Origin of the sequence: Nocardioides sp. Root151 (genome assembly GCF_001427925.1) — a bacterium.
Classification (GTDB): domain Bacteria; phylum Actinomycetota; class Actinomycetes; order Propionibacteriales; family Nocardioidaceae; genus Nocardioides.
Map to the genome: position 1 here is coordinate 120,500 of NZ_LMGG01000007.1, position 20,632 is coordinate 141,131.

Here is a 20,632-nt window from a genome sequence, read left to right on the forward strand (position 1 = left end):
GGCAGTGCTCGATGGTGAAGGGCGTAGCCGCGCCGCATCAGGCGCGTTGTAAGGGAAACGTCCGGGAGACGTGTTCGGTTACGCTACCCGCGGCCGTCCGTTGCCGGAGGATCGCAGCCAGGGGCCGAGGACAACGAGGGATGGCTTGAGTCAGAGCAAGCAGTCGGTGGGGTCGGCGGGCCGTCGACTGAGCGTGATCACGATCGACCAGGTCGTCTCGGGCGCCTCGAACCTGCTGATCGCCGTGCTGGCCGCCCGCTTCCTCGGCGTCGCGTCCTTCGGGCTCTTCGGCATCATCTTCATGGTCTACGTGACCGCGCAGGGGCTGGCCCGGGCGATGGTCTGCGAGCCCGTCCTGGTGCACCCCGAGGAGGCCGTGGAGCGTCCGGGGGCGGTGATCGGGTCGGCGAGTGTGGTCGGATCTTTGATCGCGCTGGTGGTGCTGGCCAGCGGCCTGGTGGCGCACTTCTTCGACGCCGACCTGCGCAACGGCCTGCTGGTCCTGGCGGTGAGCCTGCCGTTCCTCGTGCTGCACGACCTCGGCCGCTACCTCGGCTTCGCGACCCACCGACCGACCCGCTCGCTGGCCCTGGACCTGGTCTGGCTGGTGCTGCTGGTGGCCGCGATCGTGGCGCTCTTCGCGCTCGACCGGCAGACGCTCACCTGGTTCATGGTGGCGTGGGCCGGCACCGGAGCCGTCGCGGCGCTCCTGGTCTTCTGGCAGTACCGCCACCACCGGATCACCCCGAACCTGACCTGGCTCCGGTCCAAGTGGAGCTTCTCGTGGCGCTACATGCTCTCGTTCGTCGCGACGTACGGCGCCTCGTTGGCCACGACCGTCGCGATCGCCGCCGTCGCCGGAGCGCGTGCCTTGGGTGGCGTGCGTGGCGCGTTGCTGCTGGTGCGGCCGTTCATGACCTTCCAGACCGCGTCGGTGGCCGCCGGTATCGCCGAGATCGCGCACCTCGACGCTGGTCGGGCCGTGCTGCGTCGCCATGCCCGTCGTACGACGGTGCTCACCGTGCTGGTGGCGGTGCTGAACCTGCTCGTGCTGCTGTTCCTGCCGACCTGGCTGGGTCGTGCGGTGCTCGGCGAGACCTGGGAGGTGACCGAGCCGTTGATGCTGCCGGCCGGTCTGCAGATCGTGTTCCTGGCGCTGGTGACCGGTCCGCGCTCCGGGTTGCTCGGCGTACGCGCGATCCAGAAGACCGTGGTGATCGACGTGGCCAGCACGGTGATCCTGCTGGTGCTGACGGTGGCCGGCGCCGCGGTCGACGGGGCGGTCGGTGCGTTCTGGGGCTGCGCGATCGGTCAGGGCGTGATCGCCGCGATCTGGTGGTCCGTCTTCTGGGGCCACACGGGTCGTGCTCGGGGCGGGCGGCACGCCCGACGCACGCGTGACCTCACCCCGGCCGCCTTCGTTGGCCAGACAGACACCGACCTGTGAAGGGGCCCCACCTGTGCTGAACTTCCTCCGCTTCGTGAAATACGCCCTGCTGCGTGGCCGCGACGCCGTGATCGGCAAGAACATCGCCAACCTGAACCGCCTGGTCAAGGCCGGCCGCGTGACCGTCGGGGAGCACACGTACGGCGGCCCGCCGATGATCAAGGTCTTCGACCACGACAACACGAAGCTGACGATCGGGAAGTACTGCTCGATCTCCGGTGACGCGCTGATCCTGCTCGGTGGACGGCACGCCACGGACGCGTTGACGACCTACCCGCACCGCATCCTCTGGAAGATGGAGGGGGCCGGCAAGGACGGTTTCCCGATGCCTTCGGAGGACTCGTCGATCGGCTCGGACGTGTGGCTGTGCGACAACGCCATCGTGCTCACCGGCATCCGCATCGGCCACGGCGCGATCATCGGCGCGGGCGCCGTAGTGACCAAGGACGTGCCCGACTACGCGATCGTCGGGGGCAACCCGGCGAAGGTGATCTCCTACCGGTTCCCCGAGGAGCAGCGCAAGGCGCTCCTCGACATCGCCTGGTGGGACTGGCCCGACGAGGACGTCCGCGAGGCCGTCCCGCTGATCGCCGGCAAGGACGTCGACGCGTTCATCGCCCACGCCGCAGAGCGCGACCGGCGGCTCGGTCGCGGCTGACCGGAGTCAGCTCTTGCGCCAGTAGGCCCCGAAGTCGTCGATCTGGATGATCTCGTCGGTGATGCCGTGCTGGGCGCGGTAGTCGAGCACCGCCTGGCCGGCCTGGGAGGCGTGGCTGCCGAAGTCGTCGATGATGCAGAAGCCGCCGGGGGCGAGCTTGGGGTAGAGCGGCTCGAGTGCCTGGATCGTCGACTCGTACATGTCGCCGTCGAGGCGCATGAGCGAGAGCTGGTCGATCGGGGCGGTCGGCAGGGTGTCCTTGAACCAGCCGACGAGGAACTCGACCTGGTCGTCGAGCAGGTCGTACCTGCGGAAGTTGTGCTCGACGATCTTGGTGCCGACCGCGAGACCACTCCACTTGTAGTGGGTGTCGCCCGCGTCCGCGGCATACCGGTCGGCATCCGGCTCGGGCAGTCCCTGGAACGAGTCGGCCACCCACACCTTGCGCGCGGTGTCGCCCCACGCCTTGAGGTTGGCGCGCATGAAGATCGTCGCGCCGCCCCGCCACACGCCGGTCTCGATCAGGTCGCCGGGGACACCCTCGGCCTCGATCGTGGCGATCGCCTCCTGGATGTTGTCCATCCGCTTCAGGCCGATCATCGACTCCGAGCGCGAGGGCCAGTCCTGCCCCACCTCGCGCAACTCGGGGGAGTACGGGCGCTTGTAGGCGATTTCCAGGTTGAACCTGTTCGCGAGCCTTCCGGCCGCGTGCGCGCCACGCTTGAGCACCTGCGTGGCGGTCGCCCGGTTGAGGCCCGGCTCACCGAGAGTGCCGGTGCCGACGCTGCGTGCGCCACCGAGAATCGTGTCGTTGTCCTCGGCCAGGGCGCCGGTCAGGCTGCGCTTGACGAGGTCGAGGTAGAGGTCGCGGAGGACTGCATCAGATGTGGACACGCGCAGGAACATAACACCCATACGTGGCCCGGATCACCGTGTTGAACGCCGCACGAAATGCCCGTATCCCGGCCTCGACTCAGTCGTTGAACCTGCCGACCGCCACTCTTCTGCGAAGGCCACGATGTCGGACCTGACCTACTGCACGATCCTCGCCACCAACTACCTTCCGAAGGCGTTGTCGCTGGCCGAGAGCCTTGCCGAGCATCACCCGGACGCCGAGCTGGTCGTGCTGCTGATCGACTGCGCGAACGACTCCGAGCTCCCCGACATCAGCCACGCCGACCTGCCCGGCGTACGCCTCGTCTCCACGGCGTTCCTGGGCCTTCCCCAAGCGCAGGTCGACCACCTGGCGATGATCTACGACCTCGTCGAGTTCGCCACCGCGATCAAACCGCTGGCCTTCAAGCGGGTGCTCGAGACGGCCGAGCAGGTCGCCTACCTCGACCCCGACACCTATGTCACCGCGCCGATGGAGGAGCTCTCGAAGGAGCTCGACGCCAGCGACGGCGGCATCCTGCTCACCCCGCACTTCCTCGAGCCGCTGCCCGAGGGAGGACCGGTCGCACAGGGCCACCTGCTCACCGTCGGCGTCTACAACCTCGGCTTCGGCGCATGGGACCGGCGGGCGCTGGAGTTCCTCGACTGGTGGTGGGCTCGCCTCAAGGAGGAGTGCCTCTTCGACTACCTCTCGGGACTGTTCGTCGACCAGAAGTGGATGGACATCGGCAGCGTGCTCTACCAGGCCCGCAGCCTGCGCCACTACGGCTACAACGTGTCGGTGGTGAACCTCCACGAGCGTCCGATCGGCGCCGACTCGTCCGGCCTCGTCATGCTGACCACGGGCGAGCCGCTGCGGCTCTTCCACTTCCACGCGTTCGACCCTGACAACCCGACCGAGCTGTCGACCCGCCAGACCGGGTCGACCTCGGAGCTGCGCAGCTCGAGCGAGGCCGTCGACGCACTGTGCCGTGAGTACGCCGACCGCGTGCTGCGGCACCGCTCCGCGCTCGGCGATGCGCCGGCGTACCCCTACTGGACCGACTCGTCGGGCAGGCGCATCTCTCGCCAGCTGCGTCGGGCCTACCGGCTCTCGAGTGCGGGCCTCGAGGATTCGGCGCTGCCGTCGGCCTTCGCCGCGTCGGACGCGGAGGCCTTTGCGGCCTGGCGGCGGAGATCGTGGAAGAAGAAGAGCCGCGAGCTCCTGGGCGATGCGGCCAAGAGTGCCCGGCTGGCCCTGCCGGAGGAGTACGGCCGGCTGCGCAGCCGCTTCCCGAAGCTGGCCAGCTCGATGAAGGGCAAGCTGGTCGGCAAGTCGGGCATCTGGGGCTGATTGCGCCCCGGCGTACGCTCGACGGCATGAACCACCGGGAGGACGACGCCAGGGCGCGTGCCTCCGTGCTGATCGGGTCGCTGGTCGCCACCGCCCTGGCCCTGCTGGCGCCTGTCGTGCTCGCCCCGACGCCGGAGTCGAACGGTGGCCTGGCGGCGGTCGCGCTCGCCATCATCGCCCTCGCAGTCGGGGCGCTCGCGCACGTCGGCAGCTCGATGGCCGGGCACACCGCCCGGGCGCTGGCCGCCTCGCCGTCGCGCGGTCGTGACGCCGCGCCCGTGCCGTTGGGCCGGGTCACCGACCCCGTCCACCACCCGATCCGTCCACGTGCTCCCGGACTCGCCTGACCCTCGCCACTCGCGCGAGCCGTCAGGTCCGTCCGGCCAACTCCTGGAGCACTCCATGTCTCTTCTCGACCCGTTGACCCATGCCCTCGCAGCGGTGGTTGCCGCTGCCCACACCACACTCACCCACCTCGGCGCAGCACCCACGTCCAGCCTCACCTGGCTGGTCTGCCTGGCCGCCGTCGTGGTCGTCGTACGCCTTGCCCTGCTGCCGCTGGTGGTGCACGGCGTGCGCACGGCCCACGCCGGTGCGCGGGCCCGGCCTCAGCTGCAGGAGCTCGCCAAGCAGCATCGCGACCACCTCAAGGACCCTGAACGAATGCGGGCCTACCTGGACGAGCGGCGCCGGATCTCGGCCGAGCACGGCGTCTCACGTCTCGGCTGCCTGCCGTTGCTGGTGCAGCTGCCGATCTGGTTCGCGCTCTACCGGGTCGTCTCGGACGTCGCGGCCGGTGTGCCGGTCGGTGCGATGAGCTCCGGTCTGGTCGCCTCGCTGGGCGCGGCCACGCTGGTCGGCGTGCCGCTGGCCGACCGGGGCTACCTCGGTGGCGGGCCGACGCACCTGCTGGTCGTGGCTGGCCTCGCGGCCACCGCGGCGGCCCTGTCGTTCGTGACCCAGAAGTTCCTCGTCGCGCCCAACACGGTGCTGACTGATGCGCCCGAGGCGATGCTCAAGGCGCAGCAGTGGATGCCGCTTTTGTCCGCGGTCGGCATGGTCGTCGCGGGCGGGGTCGTGCCGGTGGCGCTGCTCGTCTACTGGGTGGTCAACGCGATGTGGACCTGCGGCCAGTCGGCCGTGGTGTGGCGCTGGTTCCCGACGCCCGGGTCACCTGCCGCCGCACGCTAGGAGGGCGGCGCGGGTCTGCTGGACGGTGCGGCGCCAGGTGAACTCCGCGGCGTGGGCGCGGGCCGCCTCGAGGCGGTCGGCGTCGAAGCCCGCGGCGCGTACGACGGCATTGGCCAGTGCAGGTGCGGAGAACGACGTCATCACCGAGGCGTGACCGCCGGCGACCTCGAGGCTGGCCGGCTCGGGTCCGATCACGACCGGGATGCCGAGCAGCATGCCCTCGACGACCGGTAGTCCGAAGCCCTCGAAGTCGGAGGGGAAGACGATCATCGACGCGCCGGCCATGGTGGCGCGGAACTCGGGCTCGGGCAGGTACGGCGCGAGGGTGACCAGGTCGGTCAGGCGCAGCTCGGCGACCCGGGCGGCCAGGGCGGTGCGCTGGCCGCCGGTGCCGAGCACGGTCAGCGGCGGCATCGCCATCCCTCGACGTCGCCCGTCGGCCCAGGCGTCGAGGACCAGACCGGGATTCTTGTTGGAGTGGTGCGCGAACGTGACTGCGGGGCCCGTCTGCTCGGGCCTGGGCCACGCCAGCACGTGGTCGGCTCCGTGGTGCACGACGGTCGCGGTCGTCGTACGCAGGTCGGGGTGCAGACGGAACAGGTCGTCGAGGCTGCGCTGCGACACCGAGACGATCACGTCGGCCAGGTCGTAGGCCCGGTCGTACGCGACCCGGCGCAACAGCCGGCGCGGGCGGGAGAACTGCTCGGGGCGCAGCTCGTGGCGGAGGTCGTGGACGACCACGCCGAGGGGCACGCCGACGCGCACGAGGCTGGTGGACGGCATCGTCGCCAGGACGGCGTCCGCGCCGAAGTCGGTGACCAGTCTCCTGGTGACCACGGACTGCTTGAACGGGCGGCCCACCGGACCGGGCCGCGGGATCCTCACCTCGTGACGACTGTGCCGACCGGTGTCGAGGTCGGAGCCTTCCCGGACCATCACCAGCAGGTGGTCGCCCAAGTCATCGGCCTGTTCGTCCCAGCTGGCCAGCAGATTCTCGACGTAGGTCCGGATGCCACCGAAGTCGGCGGCCAGCGCGTCGACCAGGACCCTCATGCGGTGCGCTCCTTCATGGCGGAAGACTACTCACGGGTATGAGTTTCCAGGTTCCCGCGTACCCGGCGGTTGGCATGTGCAATTGTTGACGGCGTGAACAACGGGGACAGTGTCGTTCGTGCGCAGGATTCGGGGCACGCGGCAGGGCATGACTACGTCAAGGGATCGCCGCACCTGCGGCACCGTCGGCTGCGCGAGGACATCGAAGGACGGCTGACCGGCCTGGTCCACGACGCCATCTCGCGCACGGGTGCCTGCCGGGTGCTCGAGATCGGTGCCGGGCACGGCACGTTCACCGACGTGCTCGTGGCGGCCGGTGCCACGGTGACCGTCACCGAGGCCAGCGAGGCGAGCGCCGACCACCTGCGCAGGTCGTACGCCGGCGATGACCGGGTGTCGGTGTTCCACGACGAGACCGGCGAGTTCGTGCTCGACCAGGACGAGACCTGGGACCTCGCGGTGATGATCAGCGTCGTGCACCACATCCCCGAGTACCTCAAGTTCTTCCACCGTCTCCAGGACCTCATCGCTCCAGACGGGGCGATCTTCTCCGTCCAGGACCCGCTGTTCTACCCGCGCCGCTCGCGCGCCTCCCACCTGGCCAGCCGCGGCACCTACTTCGCCTGGCGGCTCGGGCAGGGCAACTACGCGCGCGGGGTCGCCACCCGGATCCGCCGGCTCCGTGGGGTGTACGACGAGACTGTCGAGTCCGACCTGGTCGAGTACCACGTCGTGCGACAGGGCGTTGACGAGGAAGCCATCCGGGACCTGCTGTCCGAGCGGTTCCACGTCGAGGTGTTCACCTACTGGTCGACACAGGGGCCCGTGTGGCAGCGCCTCCTCGAGAGGAGCGCCCTGCGCTCGGACTTCGGGATCCAGGCCACCAACCACCGCCCCTGACCCAGCCACCGGCCGTCCTCGTTGCATGGCTCGGCGGTCAGACCGGATCGAGGTAGGTCACCGCGTCGGCCACTCCGGTGCGGAGTCTGGCCAGCTCGGCGCGCACCATCTGCTCGATCGTCTCGCGCAGGGTGATCGTCGGCCACCAGCCCAGGTTGGTCGCGGCGCGCGTCGAGTCGCCGTACGCGCCGCCGAAGTCGTTTCGTCGCGCCTGTTCACCCGACGCCCGGACGACCCGTCGTGAGTTCTGATCGACCCGTCGTGAGTTTTGCGGGTCGTCCGGAACTGGCGACGGGTCGTCCGGAACTGGCGACGGGTCGGCGCGGGCTGCCTCGAGGGCCCAGGCCGCGACGTCGGCGAGGCGGTGCGTCCGACCAGTCGCGATCACGTACTCGCCGTACGGCGCACCGACCGCCAGCGCGAACGCGCGGACGTGGTCGGCGGCCGCACCCCAGTCGCGGGTCACCGACGGGTCGCGCAGGCTGATCCCGTCGGCCCGGCCCAGAGCGACCTCGGCGGCCTGGCGGGCGATGGTGGGCAGCACGAAACCCGCGTCGTGCAGGGGACTGGTGTGCCCGAAGAGCACCAGGTTGCTGGCCCGGGAGCCGGCGGTGCGCGCCTCGGCCACGGCCACGTGGGCGTGTGTCTTCGCCTCGCCGTACGGGCTGACCGGGTTGAGCGGAGTGTCCTCGGTGACGGCTCCGGCCTCGACCGGGCCGAAGATCTCGGACGACGAGGCCTGGATGAAGTCGATGCCGGACGAGCTGATCACCGACAGCATCCCGAGCACCGCTCGGTGGTTGACCGCATCGGTCAGCTCGGGGGAGTCCCAGGACGCGCCGACCGACGACAGTGCGGCCAGGTTGTGGACGGCGTCGGGGCGGTGCTGGCGGACCAGCGACTCGAAGGACGCGGTCGATCGCACGTCGAGCTCCTCGAGGGTGACGCCGGGCAGGTAGACCGCCAGCCGAGGGTCGTCGTGGGTCGTGACCGTGCCGATCACCCGGTCGCCCGCGGCAAGGAGGTGCCGGGCCAGCAGGATGCCGTCCTGCCCGCCGACCCCGGTGACCAGGTGCGTGCGGCCGGTCATCGCTCGATCAGCCGCGCCATCTTCTCCAGGTCGGCGTCAACCATGATGCGCGCCAGCTCGTCGGGCAGGGTCGCGGCCTTCCAGCCCAACAGCGACTGGGCCTTCGACGCGTCGCCGATGAGCGCGTCGACCTCGGTCGGGCGCTCGTAGCGGGAGTCGTGGGTGACGTGCTCCTCCCAGTCGAGCCCGACGTGGGCGAAGGCGGCGGCGCAGAATTCGCGCACCGAGGTGCCGACGCCCGTGGCCAGGACGTAGTCGTCGGGCACGTCGCGCTGGAGCATCCGCCACATGCCCTCGACGTACTCCGGCGCGTAGCCCCAGTCGCGCACCGCGTCGAGGTTGCCGAGGTCGAGCCGGTCCTTGACGCCGAGCTTGATGGCGGCCGCGCCGAGCGTGATCTTGCGGGTCACGAAGGACTCACCGCGCCGCGGGGACTCGTGGTTGAAGAGGATTCCCGAGACCGCGAACAGGTCGTAGGCCTCGCGGTAGTTCACCGTCACCCAGTGCGAGTAGAGCTTCGCCGCGCCGTACGGCGACCGCGGGTAGAACGCCGACGACTCCCTCTGCGGAGGCGGCGTCGCGCCGAACATCTCTGAGGTGGAGGCCTGGTAGAAGCGACAGTCGATGCCGGCGGCGCGGATCGCCTCGAGCAACCGGAGGGTGCCGACGGCGTCGGTCGAGGCGGTGTACTCGGGCATCTCGAAGGACACCTTCACGTGGCTCTGCGCGCCCAGGTTGTAGACCTCGTGCGGCTCGATCTTGTGGATCAGGTTGACCAGGCTGACCCCGTCGGTCAGGTCGCCGTAGTGCAGCGTCAGGTGCGGGTTGTCGTGCAGGTGGTCGATGCGGCTGCGGTTCAGCGTCGAGGCGCGCCGCACCAGCCCGTGGACGTCGTACCCCTTCTCGAGGAGCAGCTCGGCGAGGTAGGAGCCGTCCTGGCCGGTGATCCCGGTGATGAAGGCCCGCTTCATGCGGTCAGCGCCTGGCCGGGAGTGGCCGCGAGCGGGCGTCGGGCATAGACGTCGAGCACGATGCGTGGCGCCAATCCCTTGTCCAGCAGGCGATCCACGCCCTTGGAGACGACTTCGCCGCCGCGTCCCTTGAGGCCGAGCGAGGCGAGGTAGGGCGCGGCCTGCAGCGAGTAGCGCGCCTGCGGCGTGACCTGTACGTCGACGAAGCCCGCGCGTTCCAACGCGACGGTCATGCTGCGGCGGGTGTGCAGGAGCCAGTGGTGCTGCGCGATGCGGCGGTCGACCCAGCGGCTGACCCGTCCGCGCGAGGCCCGGAGCGCGCCGAGTGCCATCGCGTCGATCGTGCAGCGGTACGGCGTCTGCAGGAAGAGCACGCCGCCGGGCTTCAGCAGCGAGAAGCACTCGTCGAGGAGCTCGTCGGGGGAGGGCACGTGGGCCAGCACGCACCACAGGGTCACGGCGTCGTTCGCTGCAGGCAGGTCGAGGGCCGAGAGGTCGCCGAGGTCGAGGTCGATGTCGAACTTCGAACGCGCGATCTCGATGGCCGCCTCGAGCAGCTCGTTGCCCCCGACGTCGTACCCGCGTGACCTGGCGAAGTCGAGGAACGCTCCGTCGCCGGCGCCGATGTCGTAGATCTTCGGCTGGCCGGCGCCTGTCTCGAGACCAAGGCGGGATGACAGCTCGTCGAGGGTCTCGGCCCATGCGGCGGCGGTGACGCCGTCGCGCTTGAGCTGGAACCACGCCTCGCGTTGCTCGACCGAGATCGTGTCGAGCCCGACGGTCTCGACCGGCGCCAGCTCGTCGCGCTGCCCCCAGCCGACCAGGCCGCAGGAGGTGCAGCGGAAGTTGCGTCGCCCGGTGCGCCGGGACACCGGATAGGGGTGCAGTCCGCGCGAGTGGCAGGCGGGGCAGGTCTGGACAGCCATCAGGGAACGGAGCCTTCCGGTTCGTGAACCCGAGAAGCATAACCATCCGGTAACCGGGTCGTTGAAGTCTTCCGTGAGGGCCGGGGGCCTCTCCATACCGTTGTCCAGTCGCTTGGAGGGCTGTCGTGTCGAAACCCGTGGATGTCCTGGTCGCCGGTGGCGGCGGGTTCATCGGAGGCCACCTCGTGGCCGACCTGTTGCGACAGGGAAAGACCGTTCGCTCGGTCGACGTGAAGCCGCAGTCCGAGTGGTACCAGGTGCACCCCGACGCCGAGAACGTCGTCGGCGACCTCTCCCTGCTCGACACCGCGATGACGCAGACTGCGGGCGCCGAGGAGGTCTACATGCTGGCCGCCGACATGGGTGGCATGGGCTTCATCGAGAACAACAAGGCCCTCTGCATGCTGACGGTGCTGACCAGCACGCACATGCTGCAGGCCGCCCGCGAGCACGACGTGCAACGCTACTTCTACTCGTCGTCCGCCTGCGTGTACGCCGCGGACAAGCAGACCGACACCGACATCACCGCCCTCAAGGAGGCCGACGCCTACCCGGCCATGCCGGAGGACGGCTACGGCTGGGAGAAGCTCTTCACCGAGCGGATGTGCCGCCACTTCGAAGAGGACTTCGGGCTCACCACCCGGATCGCGCGCTACCACAACGTCTACGGCCCCGAGGGCACGTGGGAGGGCGGTCGCGAGAAGGCTCCGGCCGCCGTGTGCCGCAAGATCGCCACCGCCGCGATCACCGGCGAGCACCAGATCGAGATCTGGGGCGACGGCGAGCAGACCCGCTCGTTCATGTACATCGACGACTGTCTCAAGGGCTCGCAGATGATCCTGGCCGGCGACTCGAACGCCCCGGTCAACCTCGGCTCCGACGAGCTCGTCTCGATCAACCAGCTGGTCGACATCGTCGAGGGCATCGCCGGCATCCGGTGCGAGCGCAACCACAAGCTCGACGCACCGCAGGGTGTGCGTGGCCGCAACAGTGACAACACCCAGATCCAGGAGACCTACGGCTGGGCGCCGTCGATCTCGCTGGCCGACGGCCTCGCAGAGACGTACGCCTGGGTCTTCGACCAGGTGAAGCGTTCGATCGGCTGATCATGCGCGTCCTCGTCCACGACTACGCCGGACACCCCTTCCAGGTCGAGCTCAGCCGCGAGCTGGCCGGGCGCGGCCACGACGTGACCCACTCGTGGTGCGACGCCTACAGCTCGGGCAAGGGCCACCTGGCCGCGGAGGCGGGGGAGACGCTCCGGTTCCGGCCGATCGGCCAGGGCGAGAAGATCGAGAAGCTCGCCTTCGCCCGCCGCCTCGTCCAGGAGCTGCGGTTCGGCCTCGAGCTGGCCCGGCTGGCCCGCGCCGAACGTCCCGACACGGTGATGGTGGCCAACGCCCCCATCCCGACCCTGGTGGTCTTCGCGGCGTTCCTCCTCGTACGCCGGACGCCGTGGGTGCTGTGGCACCAGGACGTGCAGGCGGTGGCCATCAAGTCGTTCGCCGGCAAGCAGCTCTCGCGTGGGTTTGCCCTTGTGGGCAAGGCGATTGAGGCCGGGGAGAAGTGGTGCTCCCGGCGCGCGGCAGCCGTGGTCGTGATCGCCGAGTCGTTCCTCGACGTGCACCGCCAGTGGGGCACCTCCGACAAGACGACGGTGATCCCCAACTGGGCGCCGCTCGACGAGATCTACCCGGTCGACCGCAAGAACGACTGGGCCGTCGACCACGAGCTCGACGACGTGAAGACGCTGCTCTACTCCGGCACGCTCGGCCTCAAGCACAACCCGGCGTTGCTGGTCGGCCTGGCCCGTGAGGTCATCGACGGCGGCCAGCCGGTGCGCCTCGTGGTGGTCAATGAGGGCCCCGCGGTCGACGTGCTCCGTGACGCCGCGGCGCGCCTCGACGTCCCCCTGACCCTGCTGCCGTTCCAGCCCTACGACCGGCTGCCGGAGGTGCTCGGCTCGGGCGACCTTCTGGTGGTGCTGCTCGAGCAGGACGCCGGCGCGTTCTCGGTACCCTCCAAGACGCTGTCCTACCTGTGTGCGGGGCGCCCGGTGCTCGGACTGATGCCCTCGGAGAACCTGGCCGCCGGCATGATCTCCTCGGTCGACGGCTGCGTCCTGCCGCCCGATGCCGAGTCGCTGTCGGCCGCTGCGGAGTGGGTGCGCGAGGTCATCGCCGATCGGGAGCTGCGCGACGAGCTCGGTGAGAAGTCGCGCTTCCTGGCCGAGCAGGAGTTCGCGCTCGACGGCTGCGCCGACAAGTTCGAGGAGATCCTGCAGCTTGCTGTCCGCTGACTCACACCTCTCCCTGCAGCGTCTCCTTCTTCAGCGCCGCGACCTCGTCGGCGATCTGCGCCTGCAGGCCCACGCGGTGGAAGAACTTCAGGCTCTCCGGCAGCGAACGGACTGCCTCGGCCGGGTTGCCGCGGTAGAGCGTCAGGTTCGTGGTCAACGGAGTCGTGACGACCGAGCCGGCCGAGATGATCGAGCGGTCCGGCACGCTGCTGCTGAGCAGGGTGCAGTTCGACATCACCACACTGCGCGCGCCGAGCACCACCGGCTTGCTCTCGAAGCGGTCCTTCACGAGATTCAGGTTGTGGGTCAGGATCGAACAGCGGAAGCCCGCCACCACGGCGTACTCCTTGAGCTCGATGAGGTCGGAGCAGTCGAGCTCGTGGGCCACCGTGATCATCGCGTAGTCGCCGAGGACCAGGCTCGGGTTGCGGTTCGGCTTCTGGAACACCGTGGAGGCCAGCGGGATCCCGGCGATCCGGTTGCGGGTCGCGATGCTCGCGCCCTCCCCGAGCCGCAGCTCCTCGAGGTCGCGGATGATGTTCATCGGGCCGATGCTGGAGCCCGGCCCGAGGGTGACCTTGCGGACCATGACCAGGCTGCGCCCGATGTACGCCGTGGGGTCGACGTCCCACTTCAGCACATGACGGGCCAGCAGGTGCTTGAGGCGCTGGGGCAGCACGATCATCAGGACGGCAAGGGCGAGGCGCACCGCGACACCATATCCACAAACCCCCGCTGGTTGAGGAGGTCGTTCTGCGACCATCACGAAACCAGAGTCCGCCTCACGACCAGCCAAGGAGCACCCGCATGAGCACCCAGCCCGCCGCGCACTACGACCGCGTGCACGAGGCGTGGACGCTGATCATGGGCGAGGAGTTCCACTACGGGCACTTCGCGACGCCGATCACCCCGCTCGACGTGGCGACCGGTGCGCTGACCTCCGAGATGCTCGAGCTGGCCGGAATCGGCGAGGGCGACCGCGTGCTCGACATCGGGTGCGGCACCGGCCGCCAGTCGTGCGACCTGGCGGAGCAGCTCGGGGCGAAGGTCCTCGGCATCACGACGTCGGCCAGCGGAGTCGCCGCGGCCACCGCGCTGGCCCGCTCCCGCGGTGTCGACGCCCGCTTCGAGCAGCGTGACGGTACGTCGAACGGGCTGCCCGACTCGTCGTACGACGTGGTGTGGGCGCTGGAGTCCTCGCACCTGATGCGTGACCGGGCCGGCCTGCTGTCGGAGTCGGTGCGCGTGCTGGCCCCTGAGGGTCGGCTGGTGCTGTGCGACATCATCCGCAAGCGCGAGATCCCGTTCCTCGAGGTGCGCGACCGGCGCCACGACTTCGCGACCCTGCGTGCCGCGTTCGGCGACGCGCACATGGAGCCGCTCGAGGACTACGCCTCGCGTCTCGAGGCGCTCGGCATGACCGTGCTGGAGGCGACCGACGTCTCCGCCGAGACCCTGCCCACCTTCGCCGCGTGGCGTGCCAATGTCGACGCTCACACCGACACCCTCACCGGCCTCCTCGGCGAACAGAGCGTCACCGACTTCGTGCAGGCCACGCACGTGCTCGAGGCGTTCTGGAACGACGGCACCCTCGGCTACGGAATACTCGCCGCGACAAAGGCGTCGCAGTGACCCACACACTTGACCCTCAGAAGGAAGGCCCGACCGTGACCGATCAGGACAAGACCCTCGCGGTGATCACGCAGTTCCTCACGCGTGCCGACAAGAGCACCGACGACGTCTCCGCGACCACCGGCCTGTACGGCGACGGGCTCGAGCTCGACTCCCTCGAGGCGGCCGAGCTGTCCGCCATGCTCGAGGACGAGTTCGGCAACGACCCGTTCTCCTCCGGTGATGAGCTGCCGCAGACCGTCGGCGACATCCTGGCGTTCTACGAGGTCGCTGCGCCCGCATGATCCGACTCCTCTCGCGTGCCGCGGCTGCCGCGCCCGACCAGGTCGCGGTGGTCACGCCCGAGGGTTCCCTGACGTATGCCGAGCTCCTGCGTGACGCCCACGCCGTGGCCGCCGCCTTCGCCGACCCGTCGCCAGTTTTCGTCGACCCGTCGCCAGTTCGTGCCGACCCGTCGCCAGTTCGTCTGGCAGGCGTGCGTCGGGTCGCGATCGTGGAGCCGGACGCCGCGTGGGTCCTGCGACTGCTGGCCGGCGCGGCGCTGGCCGGCGTCGAGGCCTGCCAGTACCAGCCCGACACCCCCGTCGGTGACCTCTTGCCCCAGTTGGCCGCGTTCGACCACACGCTCGTCGTGACCCGCCGCCCGGACCTCCTCGAACTCGCCGACCCGTCGCCAGTCTTCATCGACCCGTCGCCAGTTCTCATCGACCCGTCGCCAGTTTCAGAACAAGCGACGGGTCGACCGAAACAAGCGACGGGTCGGGTGTTGATCAGGACGACCGGCACGACCGGCGAGCCCAAGGCGGCCCGGCACGACTGGGAGATCCTGGCCCGCACCGTCGAGGCCGTGGCCCCGCGACCGCACCAGCGCTGGCTGCTGGCCTACGGGCCCCAGCAGTTCGCCGGCATCCAGGTGCTCCAGCACGTCGTGGCCGCGCAGGCGACCCTGGTCGCGCCGTTCCCGCGTCAACCGCGCGACGGGGTCGACGCGCTGCTGCAGCACGACGTGACCTGTGTGAGCGCCACCCCGACGTACTGGCGGTTCCTGCTGACCGAGGCTCGCAGCCGCGGCGTCGAGCTCCCGGAGCTGGAGCAGATCACCCTCGGCGGCGAGGCGATCCCACCGGACCTCCTGGCCGACCTCGAGCGCACCTTCCCGACCGCGCGCATCTCGCAGGTCTATGCCTCGACCGAGTTCGGCTCGATTGTCTCGGTCGGTGACGGCCGGGCCGGGTTCGGCGTCGACAAGCTCTTCTCCGTCGAGAATCCCGATGCCCACCTGAAGATCGTCGACGGCGAGCTGCACGTCCGGCGTACGGCCGGAATGCTCGGCTACGCGGGGCGCCCCGACGTCCCGGCCGACGACGCGTGGAAGCCCACCGGCGACCTCGTGGAGATCGTCGGCGACCGCGTCGAGTTCCGTGGCCGCGACTCCGACGTGATCAACGTCGGCGGGGTCAAGGTGCACCCGCTGCCTGTGGAGAACGCGATCATCGCGCTGCCCTCGGTGGCGGCGGCGCGGGTGTTCGGTCGCGCCAACAAGCTCACCGGTGCGATCGTGGCGGCCGAGGTCGTCGCCGTGAACGGCACCGACGAGGAAGAACTGCGACGGCAGGTCAAGGCCGCCGTCGCCGACCTGCCCCGCGCGTGGCACCCGCGCAGCATCACCCTTGTCGAGGCCATCGCCACGCAGGGCCAGAAAACAGTGAGAAGGATGGAACCGTGACCGCACCCGAAGAGACCCGCGTCGCCCTGATCACCGGCGGCAGCAAGGGCCTCGGCGCCGGGCTGGTCGAGGCCTACCTCGCCGCCGGGTACGTCGTCGAGACCTGCTCGCGGTCCGCCACCGACCAGGTCGACCTGTGGGCCAAGGAGTTCCCCGACCACTTCGGCTTCGCCTCGGTCGACGTCTCCGGCTCCGCGGCCGCCGACGCCTGGGTGAAGGACGTCGCGCGTCGTCGCGGGCGCATCGACGTGCTCGTCAACAACGCCGGTGTCGCCCCCGAGGGCGTGATCGCGTTGTTCAGCGACGACCAGATCGACCAGGTCGTCGACCTCAACATCAAGGGCACGGCGTACGTCACCCGCGCCGCCTCGCGCGTGATGCTGGCCCGCCGCTCCGGCTCGATCGTCAACGTGTCCTCGGTGGTCGGGATGTCGGGCTACCGAGGACTCTCGATGTACAGCGCGACCAAGGCCGCCCTCGACGGCATGACCCGGGGCCTGGCCCGCGAGCTGGGTTCTCGCGGCATCACGGTGAACAGCGTCGCGCCGGGCTACCTGCGCACCGAGATGAGCCACGGCCTCGACGAGACGCAGCTGACCCAGATCACGCGTCGTACGCCGGCCGGCCGCCTCGGCGAGCCCTCCGACGTGGCGCGGGCCGTGCTGTTCCTGACCGACCCGGCCAACACCTACATCACCGGCCAGGTGCTGGTCGTTGACGGTGGCCTCACGGCCTGACACACCTGACGCGAGGACCGAAACGTCAGGGAGTATCCCGATCGGCGGACCGGAACGTCAGGGAGTATCGGACATTGCGCGACGTGCGACGAGGTGGGAGCGCTCGGCGTCGTTGTCGCACAGGTCGATCGCCCGGTCGAACTCCTGGCGGGCCTCCTCGGTCCGCCCCGCGCGGGACAGCAGCTCGGCCCGCGCGCCCGGCAAGCGGTGACCGGGCAGCTCGAGCCCGTCGAGCACGGCCAACCCGGCCAGCGGCCCGTCCGCCTCGGCCACGGCGATCGCCCGGTTGAGGCGTACGACGGGGGACCCGGTCAGGTGCTCGAGCTCGGCGTAGTGGCCGGCGATCCGCGACCAGTCGGTGTCGGCCGCGGTCGCCGCCACGGCATGCTCGGCGGCGATCAACCCCTGGAGCAGGTAGGAGGTGGCGGGCCGCATGGCCAACGGGAGCAACAGCTGCAGGGCCTCCGCGATCTCGTCCCGGTGCCATCGGGTGCGGTCCTGGTCGGGCAGGAGCACCAACTCCCCGTCGGCCACCCGGGCGTCGCGCCGCGAGTGCTGGATCAGCATCAGTGCCAGCAGTGCGTCGAGGTCGGACCAGTCGCCCGAGCCCGGCAGCAGGGAGCGCAACACGCGTACCAGTCGGATCGCCTCACCCGACACATCCGCGCGCAGCACGTCGGCGCCGGACCCAGGCGCGTAGCCGGCGGTGAACGCCAGGTAGGCCACGTCGGCCACGACCCCGACCCGCTCGGCCAGGTCGTCGGGCACCTCGAAGCGTTCGTTCGCGAGCCGTTTCCGGGCCCGGGTGAGACGTGCGGCCATGGTCGGCGTGCTCACCAGGAAGAGGCGGGCGATGTCGGCGGTCGACACGCCCAGCACCAGCCGCAGGGTCAGCGCGGCGGCCGCCTCGCGCGGCAGGGAGGGGTGGGCGCACAGCAACACGAGGCGCAGGCGCTCGTCCGGCACCTCGTCCATGTCCACCACCTCCTCCACGTCGGAATCGACCGCCAGCAGTGGCAGCTTGCGCGCCGCGACGGCCTCCGCGCGCAGCCGGTCGAGGATGCGTCGACGGGCTGCGGTCAACAGCCAGGCAGGCGGATTCGTCGGTACGCCGTCGCCCGGCCAGGTGCGTGCCGCGGCCTCGAAGGCGTCGCCGAGACCGTCCTCGGCCAGGTCGAGGCGTCGGTACTGGGCGACGAGCAGGGCCAGCAACCGGCCCCACTCGTCGCGCCAGACCTGCGCCAGGACGTCGTTCACTCCTCGTCGTAGCCCTCGATCTTGACGGTGGGCCGCACCTCGATCGTGTAGTTCTCCGGCAGGATGCGGGTCAGCTCGAGGGCGTCTTCCACGGACGGGACGTCGATCAGGTAGAAGCCGGTCAGCTGCTCCACGCTCTCGGCGTACGGCCCCTCGGTGACCACGCCGGCGCGCAGTGTGCGGGCCGTGGACGTCGCGTCGAGTGCCGCCGCGGCGACGGTCTCGCCGCGTTCCTTGATCGCCTTGTCGAACGCCCGATGCGCGTCGAAGCCGGCCGCGCGGTCGGCCTCCGAGGCGGTCAGCCACGCATCGGGATCACGCTCGGCGAGCAGCACGAGGATCTTCACTCCGACGCCTCATGCGTCGTGGCCCGCACCTCGATGGGTGCGTGGGCCATGTCGACCGGTTCGTCGCCGCCGGTCGGGGCGAGAACGGCGACCACCTGGAGCAGGTCGTCGAGGTCGTCGCTGTCGATCATGTAGAAGCCGGTCAGCTGTTCCACGCTCTCGGCGTACGGACCGTCGGTGATCTCGACCTGCTCGCCGCTGCGGCGGACGACCTTGGCCTCCCGCGAGTGCGTCAGCTCGGCGCCGGAGACGATCGTGTGCCCGCGCTCGGCCAGCTGCCTCGCGAACTCCTCGTGAAGTCCGTAGACCTGTTGGCGCGCCTCTTCGGTGGCGTTCTCCCAACTGGCCTCGTCGCCGGGCAGGAGTACGACGTACCTGGTCATGGTGTGATCCTCTCTCCGCTGGTCAGTCTGTCACCGTGATGACGCGCGAACCCGGCGCAGATCGACACTGGGCCGAAATTGATTCGGCCGTCAGCGTGCCGCCGCCGGTCGTAATGTGGGGCCATGCGCATCACGAAGTTCGGCCATGCCTGCGTCCGTCTCGAGGCCGGCGGCCAGGCCCTGGTGTTCGACCCCGGAATGTTCACCGAACCCTCGGCGGTCGACGGAGCCACCGCCGTGCTGATCACCCACGAGCATGCCGACCACTACGACGCGAGTCGGCTCAGGGCCACCGACGCGCCGATCTTCACCATCGAGGCCGTGGCCGCGCAGATCCGTGAGCACGCGCCCGATGTCGCCGAGCGGGTCACCGTGGTGGAGCCCGGCCAGTCGTTCGACGCCGGCCTGCCGGTGCGCGCCGTGGGGGAGCTGCACGCGGTGATCCACCCGGAGTTCCCGCGGTTCTTCAACTCGGGCTACGTCGTGGAGTCCGAGGGGCGGTCGGTCTACCACCCCGGTGACGCGCTGACCCTGCCCGACCAGCCGGTCGACGTGCTGCTGGTGCCGTCGAGTGCCCCGTGGTTGAAGGTGTCCGAGGCGATCGACTTCACCCGCGCGGTGGATGCGCCGCTCAACCTGGCCATCCACGACCGCATCTACACCGAGGCCGCGCACCGCATGCTCGAGGGACACATGGCGAAGTTCCTGCCCGACGGCCACAGCTACGTACGCCGCGCCGACGGCGAGGACCTCTAGGAGAGTGCCTGTTCGAGAGTGCTGGCCGGGTGGCCGGTGAGCCGTTCGACATCGCCGGTGACACGTGAGGTGGAGCCGTCGGCGATCGCGGTGTAGGTGCTCACCCAGGCGTCGAGCTGCCACTGCCCGACGTCGTACGCCGCGCGCCGCGAGGCATAGGCCTCCTCGAGGGTCTCCTCCTCGTAACGCAGCTCGCGGCCGAGCACGATGCCGGCGCGGGCCGCGACCTCGTCGAGGGTGAGCGCCTCCGGGCCGGTCAGCTCGTACGCGACGTTGCGGTGCTCCTGTGGTGCGCGGAGCACGACGGCCGCGACGTCGGCCACGTCGGCGCGGGCCACCGCGGCGACTCGACCGTTCCCCGCGGGCCCGCGGATCGCGCCCGAATCGTCGGCGAAGAATGGCAGTACGTCGAGGTAGAAGTTGTCGCGCAGCAGCGTGAAGTCCATGCCGGACTCGCGAATCGCGGCCTCGGCGTCGTGGTGGTCGCGGCCCAGGGTGAACGTGGCGTCCGCTGCCGCACCCGCGAACGACGTGTAGACGATGTGGCGCACCCCGGCGGCTGCGGCCGCCGCGATGAACGTGCGGTGCTCCTCGCGCCGAGTGGACGACTCGGCCGCCGAGACCATGAAGAGCACGTCGACACCGCGCAATGCAGTCTCGGCCGCCACTGCGTCGTCGTACGACGCCACGGCGACGGTGCTGCCCGGGAGGGTCGGTGCCCGCGAGGCGTCGCGGACGATCAGGCGCGGTGCGAGATCGGTGAGGAGGCGGGCGACGGTTCCGCCGAGGGCGCCGGTCGAGCCGGTCACTGCGAGGGTGGTCATGTCGGTGCAACCTACGCCGTCCGGCACGGATTCCGGGTCGGATGCCGGACGTCGATCTCATGATCCGGTCTTTAACTCGACAAAGACTACTAAGTTACTGTTGTATTGAGGACATGAACCGCAGCGCTCTCCTCACCCAGCGCCGCGCGGTCGACCTCATGGGTGTCGCCAGCGCGGTCTGTCGCTGACCCCTCGGTCCACTCTCGCC

23 protein-coding genes are annotated in these 20,632 nt (G+C 70.0%); 13 read left to right on the top strand and 10 right to left on the bottom strand.

Annotation, left to right across the window (positions count from 1 at the left end):
- The first annotated feature begins 145 nt into the window (after positions 1–145).
- Both ASD66_RS18155 and ASD66_RS18160 read left to right on the top strand, forming a co-directional pair.
- Entirely contained in the window at positions 146–1,447 is a 1,302-nt protein-coding gene (locus ASD66_RS18155) for an oligosaccharide flippase family protein (RefSeq protein WP_162254292.1), read from the top strand.
- A 13-nt stretch (positions 1,448–1,460) separates the two neighbouring features.
- A complete protein-coding gene (locus ASD66_RS18160) occupies positions 1,461–2,105 on the top strand; it encodes a CatB-related O-acetyltransferase (protein WP_056682734.1) in 645 nt (214 codons plus the stop codon).
- Positions 2,106–2,111: 6 nt separating this feature from the next.
- Here the strand turns inward: ASD66_RS18160 and ASD66_RS18165 are convergent, their stop codons facing one another.
- On the bottom strand, positions 2,112–2,999 hold the full coding sequence (locus ASD66_RS18165; protein ID WP_200950123.1) for a TylF/MycF/NovP-related O-methyltransferase: 888 nt from the start codon (positions 2,997–2,999) through the stop codon (positions 2,112–2,114).
- Between the two features lie 124 nt (positions 3,000–3,123).
- Between ASD66_RS18165 and ASD66_RS18170 the strand changes: the two genes are divergently transcribed.
- From ASD66_RS18170 to yidC, 3 genes are read left to right on the top strand one after another with little or no spacing between them, the layout of a single operon-like run.
- Positions 3,124–4,332, top strand: a complete 1,209-nt coding sequence (locus ASD66_RS18170) for a hypothetical protein (RefSeq protein WP_056891819.1) — start codon at positions 3,124–3,126, stop codon at positions 4,330–4,332.
- A gap of 26 nt (positions 4,333–4,358) precedes the next feature.
- A complete protein-coding gene (locus ASD66_RS18175; protein WP_056682728.1) occupies positions 4,359–4,679 on the top strand; it encodes a hypothetical protein in 321 nt (106 codons plus the stop codon).
- Positions 4,680–4,734: 55 nt separating this feature from the next.
- Positions 4,735–5,523 carry a membrane protein insertase YidC gene (gene yidC, locus ASD66_RS18180; protein WP_056682724.1) on the top strand — a complete coding sequence of 263 codons (789 nt, stop codon included), beginning with the start codon at positions 4,735–4,737 and terminating at the stop codon, positions 5,521–5,523.
- Here yidC and ASD66_RS18185 read toward each other — a convergent pair.
- Complete coding sequence (locus ASD66_RS18185; RefSeq protein WP_056891820.1) at positions 5,503–6,576, bottom strand: glycosyltransferase; 1,074 nt, start codon at positions 6,574–6,576, stop codon at positions 5,503–5,505. The genes yidC and ASD66_RS18185 overlap by 21 nt on opposite strands.
- 93 nt (positions 6,577–6,669) lie before the next feature.
- Here ASD66_RS18185 and ASD66_RS18190 point away from each other — a divergent pair, with 93 nt between their 5' ends.
- Positions 6,670–7,476: a class I SAM-dependent methyltransferase gene (locus tag ASD66_RS18190; protein WP_200950124.1), complete on the top strand. Its 807-nt coding sequence runs from the start codon at positions 6,670–6,672 to the stop codon at positions 7,474–7,476.
- 37 nt (positions 7,477–7,513) lie between these two features.
- On the opposite strand, the gene ASD66_RS18195 is transcribed toward ASD66_RS18190, so the two are convergent.
- From ASD66_RS18195 to ASD66_RS18205, 3 genes are read right to left on the bottom strand one after another with little or no spacing between them, the layout of a single operon-like run.
- Complete coding sequence (locus ASD66_RS18195; protein ID WP_056891821.1) at positions 7,514–8,566, bottom strand: GDP-mannose 4,6-dehydratase; 1,053 nt, start codon at positions 8,564–8,566, stop codon at positions 7,514–7,516.
- Positions 8,563–9,537, bottom strand: coding sequence for a GDP-mannose 4,6-dehydratase (gene gmd / locus ASD66_RS18200; protein ID WP_056682715.1), 975 nt, complete (start codon positions 9,535–9,537; stop codon positions 8,563–8,565). The genes ASD66_RS18195 and gmd overlap by 4 nt, the downstream gene beginning before the upstream one ends.
- Positions 9,534–10,463: a class I SAM-dependent methyltransferase gene (locus ASD66_RS18205; RefSeq protein WP_056682710.1), complete on the bottom strand. Its 930-nt coding sequence runs from the start codon at positions 10,461–10,463 to the stop codon at positions 9,534–9,536. Before ASD66_RS18205 ends, gmd begins: the two co-directional genes overlap by 4 nt.
- 125 nt (positions 10,464–10,588) lie before the next feature.
- Here ASD66_RS18205 and ASD66_RS18210 point away from each other — a divergent pair, with 125 nt between their 5' ends.
- Positions 10,589–11,569 carry an NAD-dependent epimerase/dehydratase family protein gene (locus ASD66_RS18210; RefSeq protein WP_056891822.1) on the top strand — a complete coding sequence of 327 codons (981 nt, stop codon included), beginning with the start codon at positions 10,589–10,591 and terminating at the stop codon, positions 11,567–11,569.
- 2 nt (positions 11,570–11,571) lie between these two features.
- Entirely contained in the window at positions 11,572–12,762 is a 1,191-nt protein-coding gene (locus tag ASD66_RS18215; protein WP_056891823.1) for a glycosyltransferase family 4 protein, read from the top strand.
- A 1-nt stretch (position 12,763) separates the two neighbouring features.
- Here the strand turns inward: ASD66_RS18215 and ASD66_RS18220 are convergent, their stop codons facing one another.
- Positions 12,764–13,471, bottom strand: coding sequence for a hypothetical protein (locus tag ASD66_RS18220; protein ID WP_056891824.1), 708 nt, complete (start codon positions 13,469–13,471; stop codon positions 12,764–12,766).
- 98 nt (positions 13,472–13,569) lie between these two features.
- Here ASD66_RS18220 and ASD66_RS18225 point away from each other — a divergent pair, with 98 nt between their 5' ends.
- Genes ASD66_RS18225 through ASD66_RS18240 form a run of 4 tightly spaced genes read left to right on the top strand, consistent with a single transcriptional unit; the run spans position 13,570 to position 16,857 of the window.
- Entirely contained in the window at positions 13,570–14,394 is an 825-nt protein-coding gene (locus ASD66_RS18225) for an SAM-dependent methyltransferase (RefSeq protein ID WP_056891825.1), read from the top strand.
- Positions 14,395–14,429: 35 nt separating this feature from the next.
- Positions 14,430–14,678, top strand: coding sequence for a phosphopantetheine-binding protein (locus ASD66_RS24820; RefSeq protein ID WP_056891826.1), 249 nt, complete (start codon positions 14,430–14,432; stop codon positions 14,676–14,678).
- Positions 14,675–16,120 (top strand): AMP-binding protein, encoded by a 1,446-nt coding sequence (locus tag ASD66_RS18235; RefSeq protein WP_056891827.1) that lies wholly within the window; start codon positions 14,675–14,677, stop codon positions 16,118–16,120. Before ASD66_RS24820 ends, ASD66_RS18235 begins: the two co-directional genes overlap by 4 nt.
- On the top strand, positions 16,117–16,857 hold the full coding sequence (locus ASD66_RS18240; protein ID WP_056891828.1) for an SDR family NAD(P)-dependent oxidoreductase: 741 nt from the start codon (positions 16,117–16,119) through the stop codon (positions 16,855–16,857). The genes ASD66_RS18235 and ASD66_RS18240 overlap by 4 nt, the downstream gene beginning before the upstream one ends.
- Positions 16,858–16,914: 57 nt before the next feature.
- Here ASD66_RS18240 and ASD66_RS18245 read toward each other — a convergent pair whose 3' ends face one another.
- From ASD66_RS18245 to ASD66_RS18255, 3 genes are read right to left on the bottom strand one after another with little or no spacing between them, the layout of a single operon-like run.
- Positions 16,915–18,114 (bottom strand): RNA polymerase sigma factor, encoded by a 1,200-nt coding sequence (locus ASD66_RS18245; RefSeq protein WP_056891829.1) that lies wholly within the window; start codon positions 18,112–18,114, stop codon positions 16,915–16,917.
- Positions 18,111–18,461 (bottom strand): YciI family protein, encoded by a 351-nt coding sequence (locus tag ASD66_RS18250; protein WP_056891830.1) that lies wholly within the window; start codon positions 18,459–18,461, stop codon positions 18,111–18,113. Before ASD66_RS18250 ends, ASD66_RS18245 begins: the two co-directional genes overlap by 4 nt.
- Positions 18,458–18,844 (bottom strand): YciI family protein, encoded by a 387-nt coding sequence (locus ASD66_RS18255; RefSeq protein WP_082563844.1) that lies wholly within the window; start codon positions 18,842–18,844, stop codon positions 18,458–18,460. Before ASD66_RS18255 ends, ASD66_RS18250 begins: the two co-directional genes overlap by 4 nt.
- Positions 18,845–18,967: 123 nt before the next feature.
- Between ASD66_RS18255 and ASD66_RS18260 the strand changes: the two genes are divergently transcribed.
- Positions 18,968–19,600: an MBL fold metallo-hydrolase gene (locus tag ASD66_RS18260; RefSeq protein ID WP_056891831.1), complete on the top strand. Its 633-nt coding sequence runs from the start codon at positions 18,968–18,970 to the stop codon at positions 19,598–19,600.
- Here ASD66_RS18260 and ASD66_RS18265 read toward each other — a convergent pair.
- Positions 19,597–20,424, bottom strand: a complete 828-nt coding sequence (locus ASD66_RS18265; protein WP_056891832.1) for an NAD(P)H-binding protein — start codon at positions 20,422–20,424, stop codon at positions 19,597–19,599. The genes ASD66_RS18260 and ASD66_RS18265 overlap by 4 nt on opposite strands.
- Between the last annotated feature and the right edge of the window lie 208 nt (positions 20,425–20,632).

Excerpts from the sequence above, each read along its gene's own strand:
- ASD66_RS18260 (WP_056891831.1), top strand. The coding sequence starts at position 18,968 with ATGCGCATCACGAAGTTCGGCCATGCCTGCGTCCGTCTCGAGGCCGGC.
- ASD66_RS18170 (WP_056891819.1), top strand. The coding sequence starts at position 3,124 with ATGTCGGACCTGACCTACTGCACGATCCTCGCCACCAACTACCTTCCG.
- ASD66_RS18225 (WP_056891825.1), top strand. The coding sequence starts at position 13,570 with ATGAGCACCCAGCCCGCCGCGCACTACGACCGCGTGCACGAGGCGTGG.
- ASD66_RS18185 (WP_056891820.1), bottom strand. The coding sequence starts at position 6,576 with ATGAGGGTCCTGGTCGACGCGCTGGCCGCCGACTTCGGTGGCATCCGG.
- ASD66_RS18195 (WP_056891821.1), bottom strand. The coding sequence starts at position 8,566 with ATGACCGGCCGCACGCACCTGGTCACCGGGGTCGGCGGGCAGGACGGC.
- gmd (WP_056682715.1), bottom strand. The coding sequence starts at position 9,537 with ATGAAGCGGGCCTTCATCACCGGGATCACCGGCCAGGACGGCTCCTAC.
- ASD66_RS18175 (WP_056682728.1), top strand. The coding sequence starts at position 4,359 with ATGAACCACCGGGAGGACGACGCCAGGGCGCGTGCCTCCGTGCTGATC.
- ASD66_RS18215 (WP_056891823.1), top strand. The coding sequence starts at position 11,572 with ATGCGCGTCCTCGTCCACGACTACGCCGGACACCCCTTCCAGGTCGAG.
- ASD66_RS18205 (WP_056682710.1), bottom strand. The coding sequence starts at position 10,463 with ATGGCTGTCCAGACCTGCCCCGCCTGCCACTCGCGCGGACTGCACCCC.
- ASD66_RS18255 (WP_082563844.1), bottom strand. The coding sequence starts at position 18,844 with ATGACCAGGTACGTCGTACTCCTGCCCGGCGACGAGGCCAGTTGGGAG.
- ASD66_RS18235 (WP_056891827.1), top strand. The coding sequence starts at position 14,675 with ATGATCCGACTCCTCTCGCGTGCCGCGGCTGCCGCGCCCGACCAGGTC.
- yidC (WP_056682724.1), top strand. The coding sequence starts at position 4,735 with ATGTCTCTTCTCGACCCGTTGACCCATGCCCTCGCAGCGGTGGTTGCC.
- ASD66_RS18265 (WP_056891832.1), bottom strand. The coding sequence starts at position 20,424 with ATGACCACCCTCGCAGTGACCGGCTCGACCGGCGCCCTCGGCGGAACC.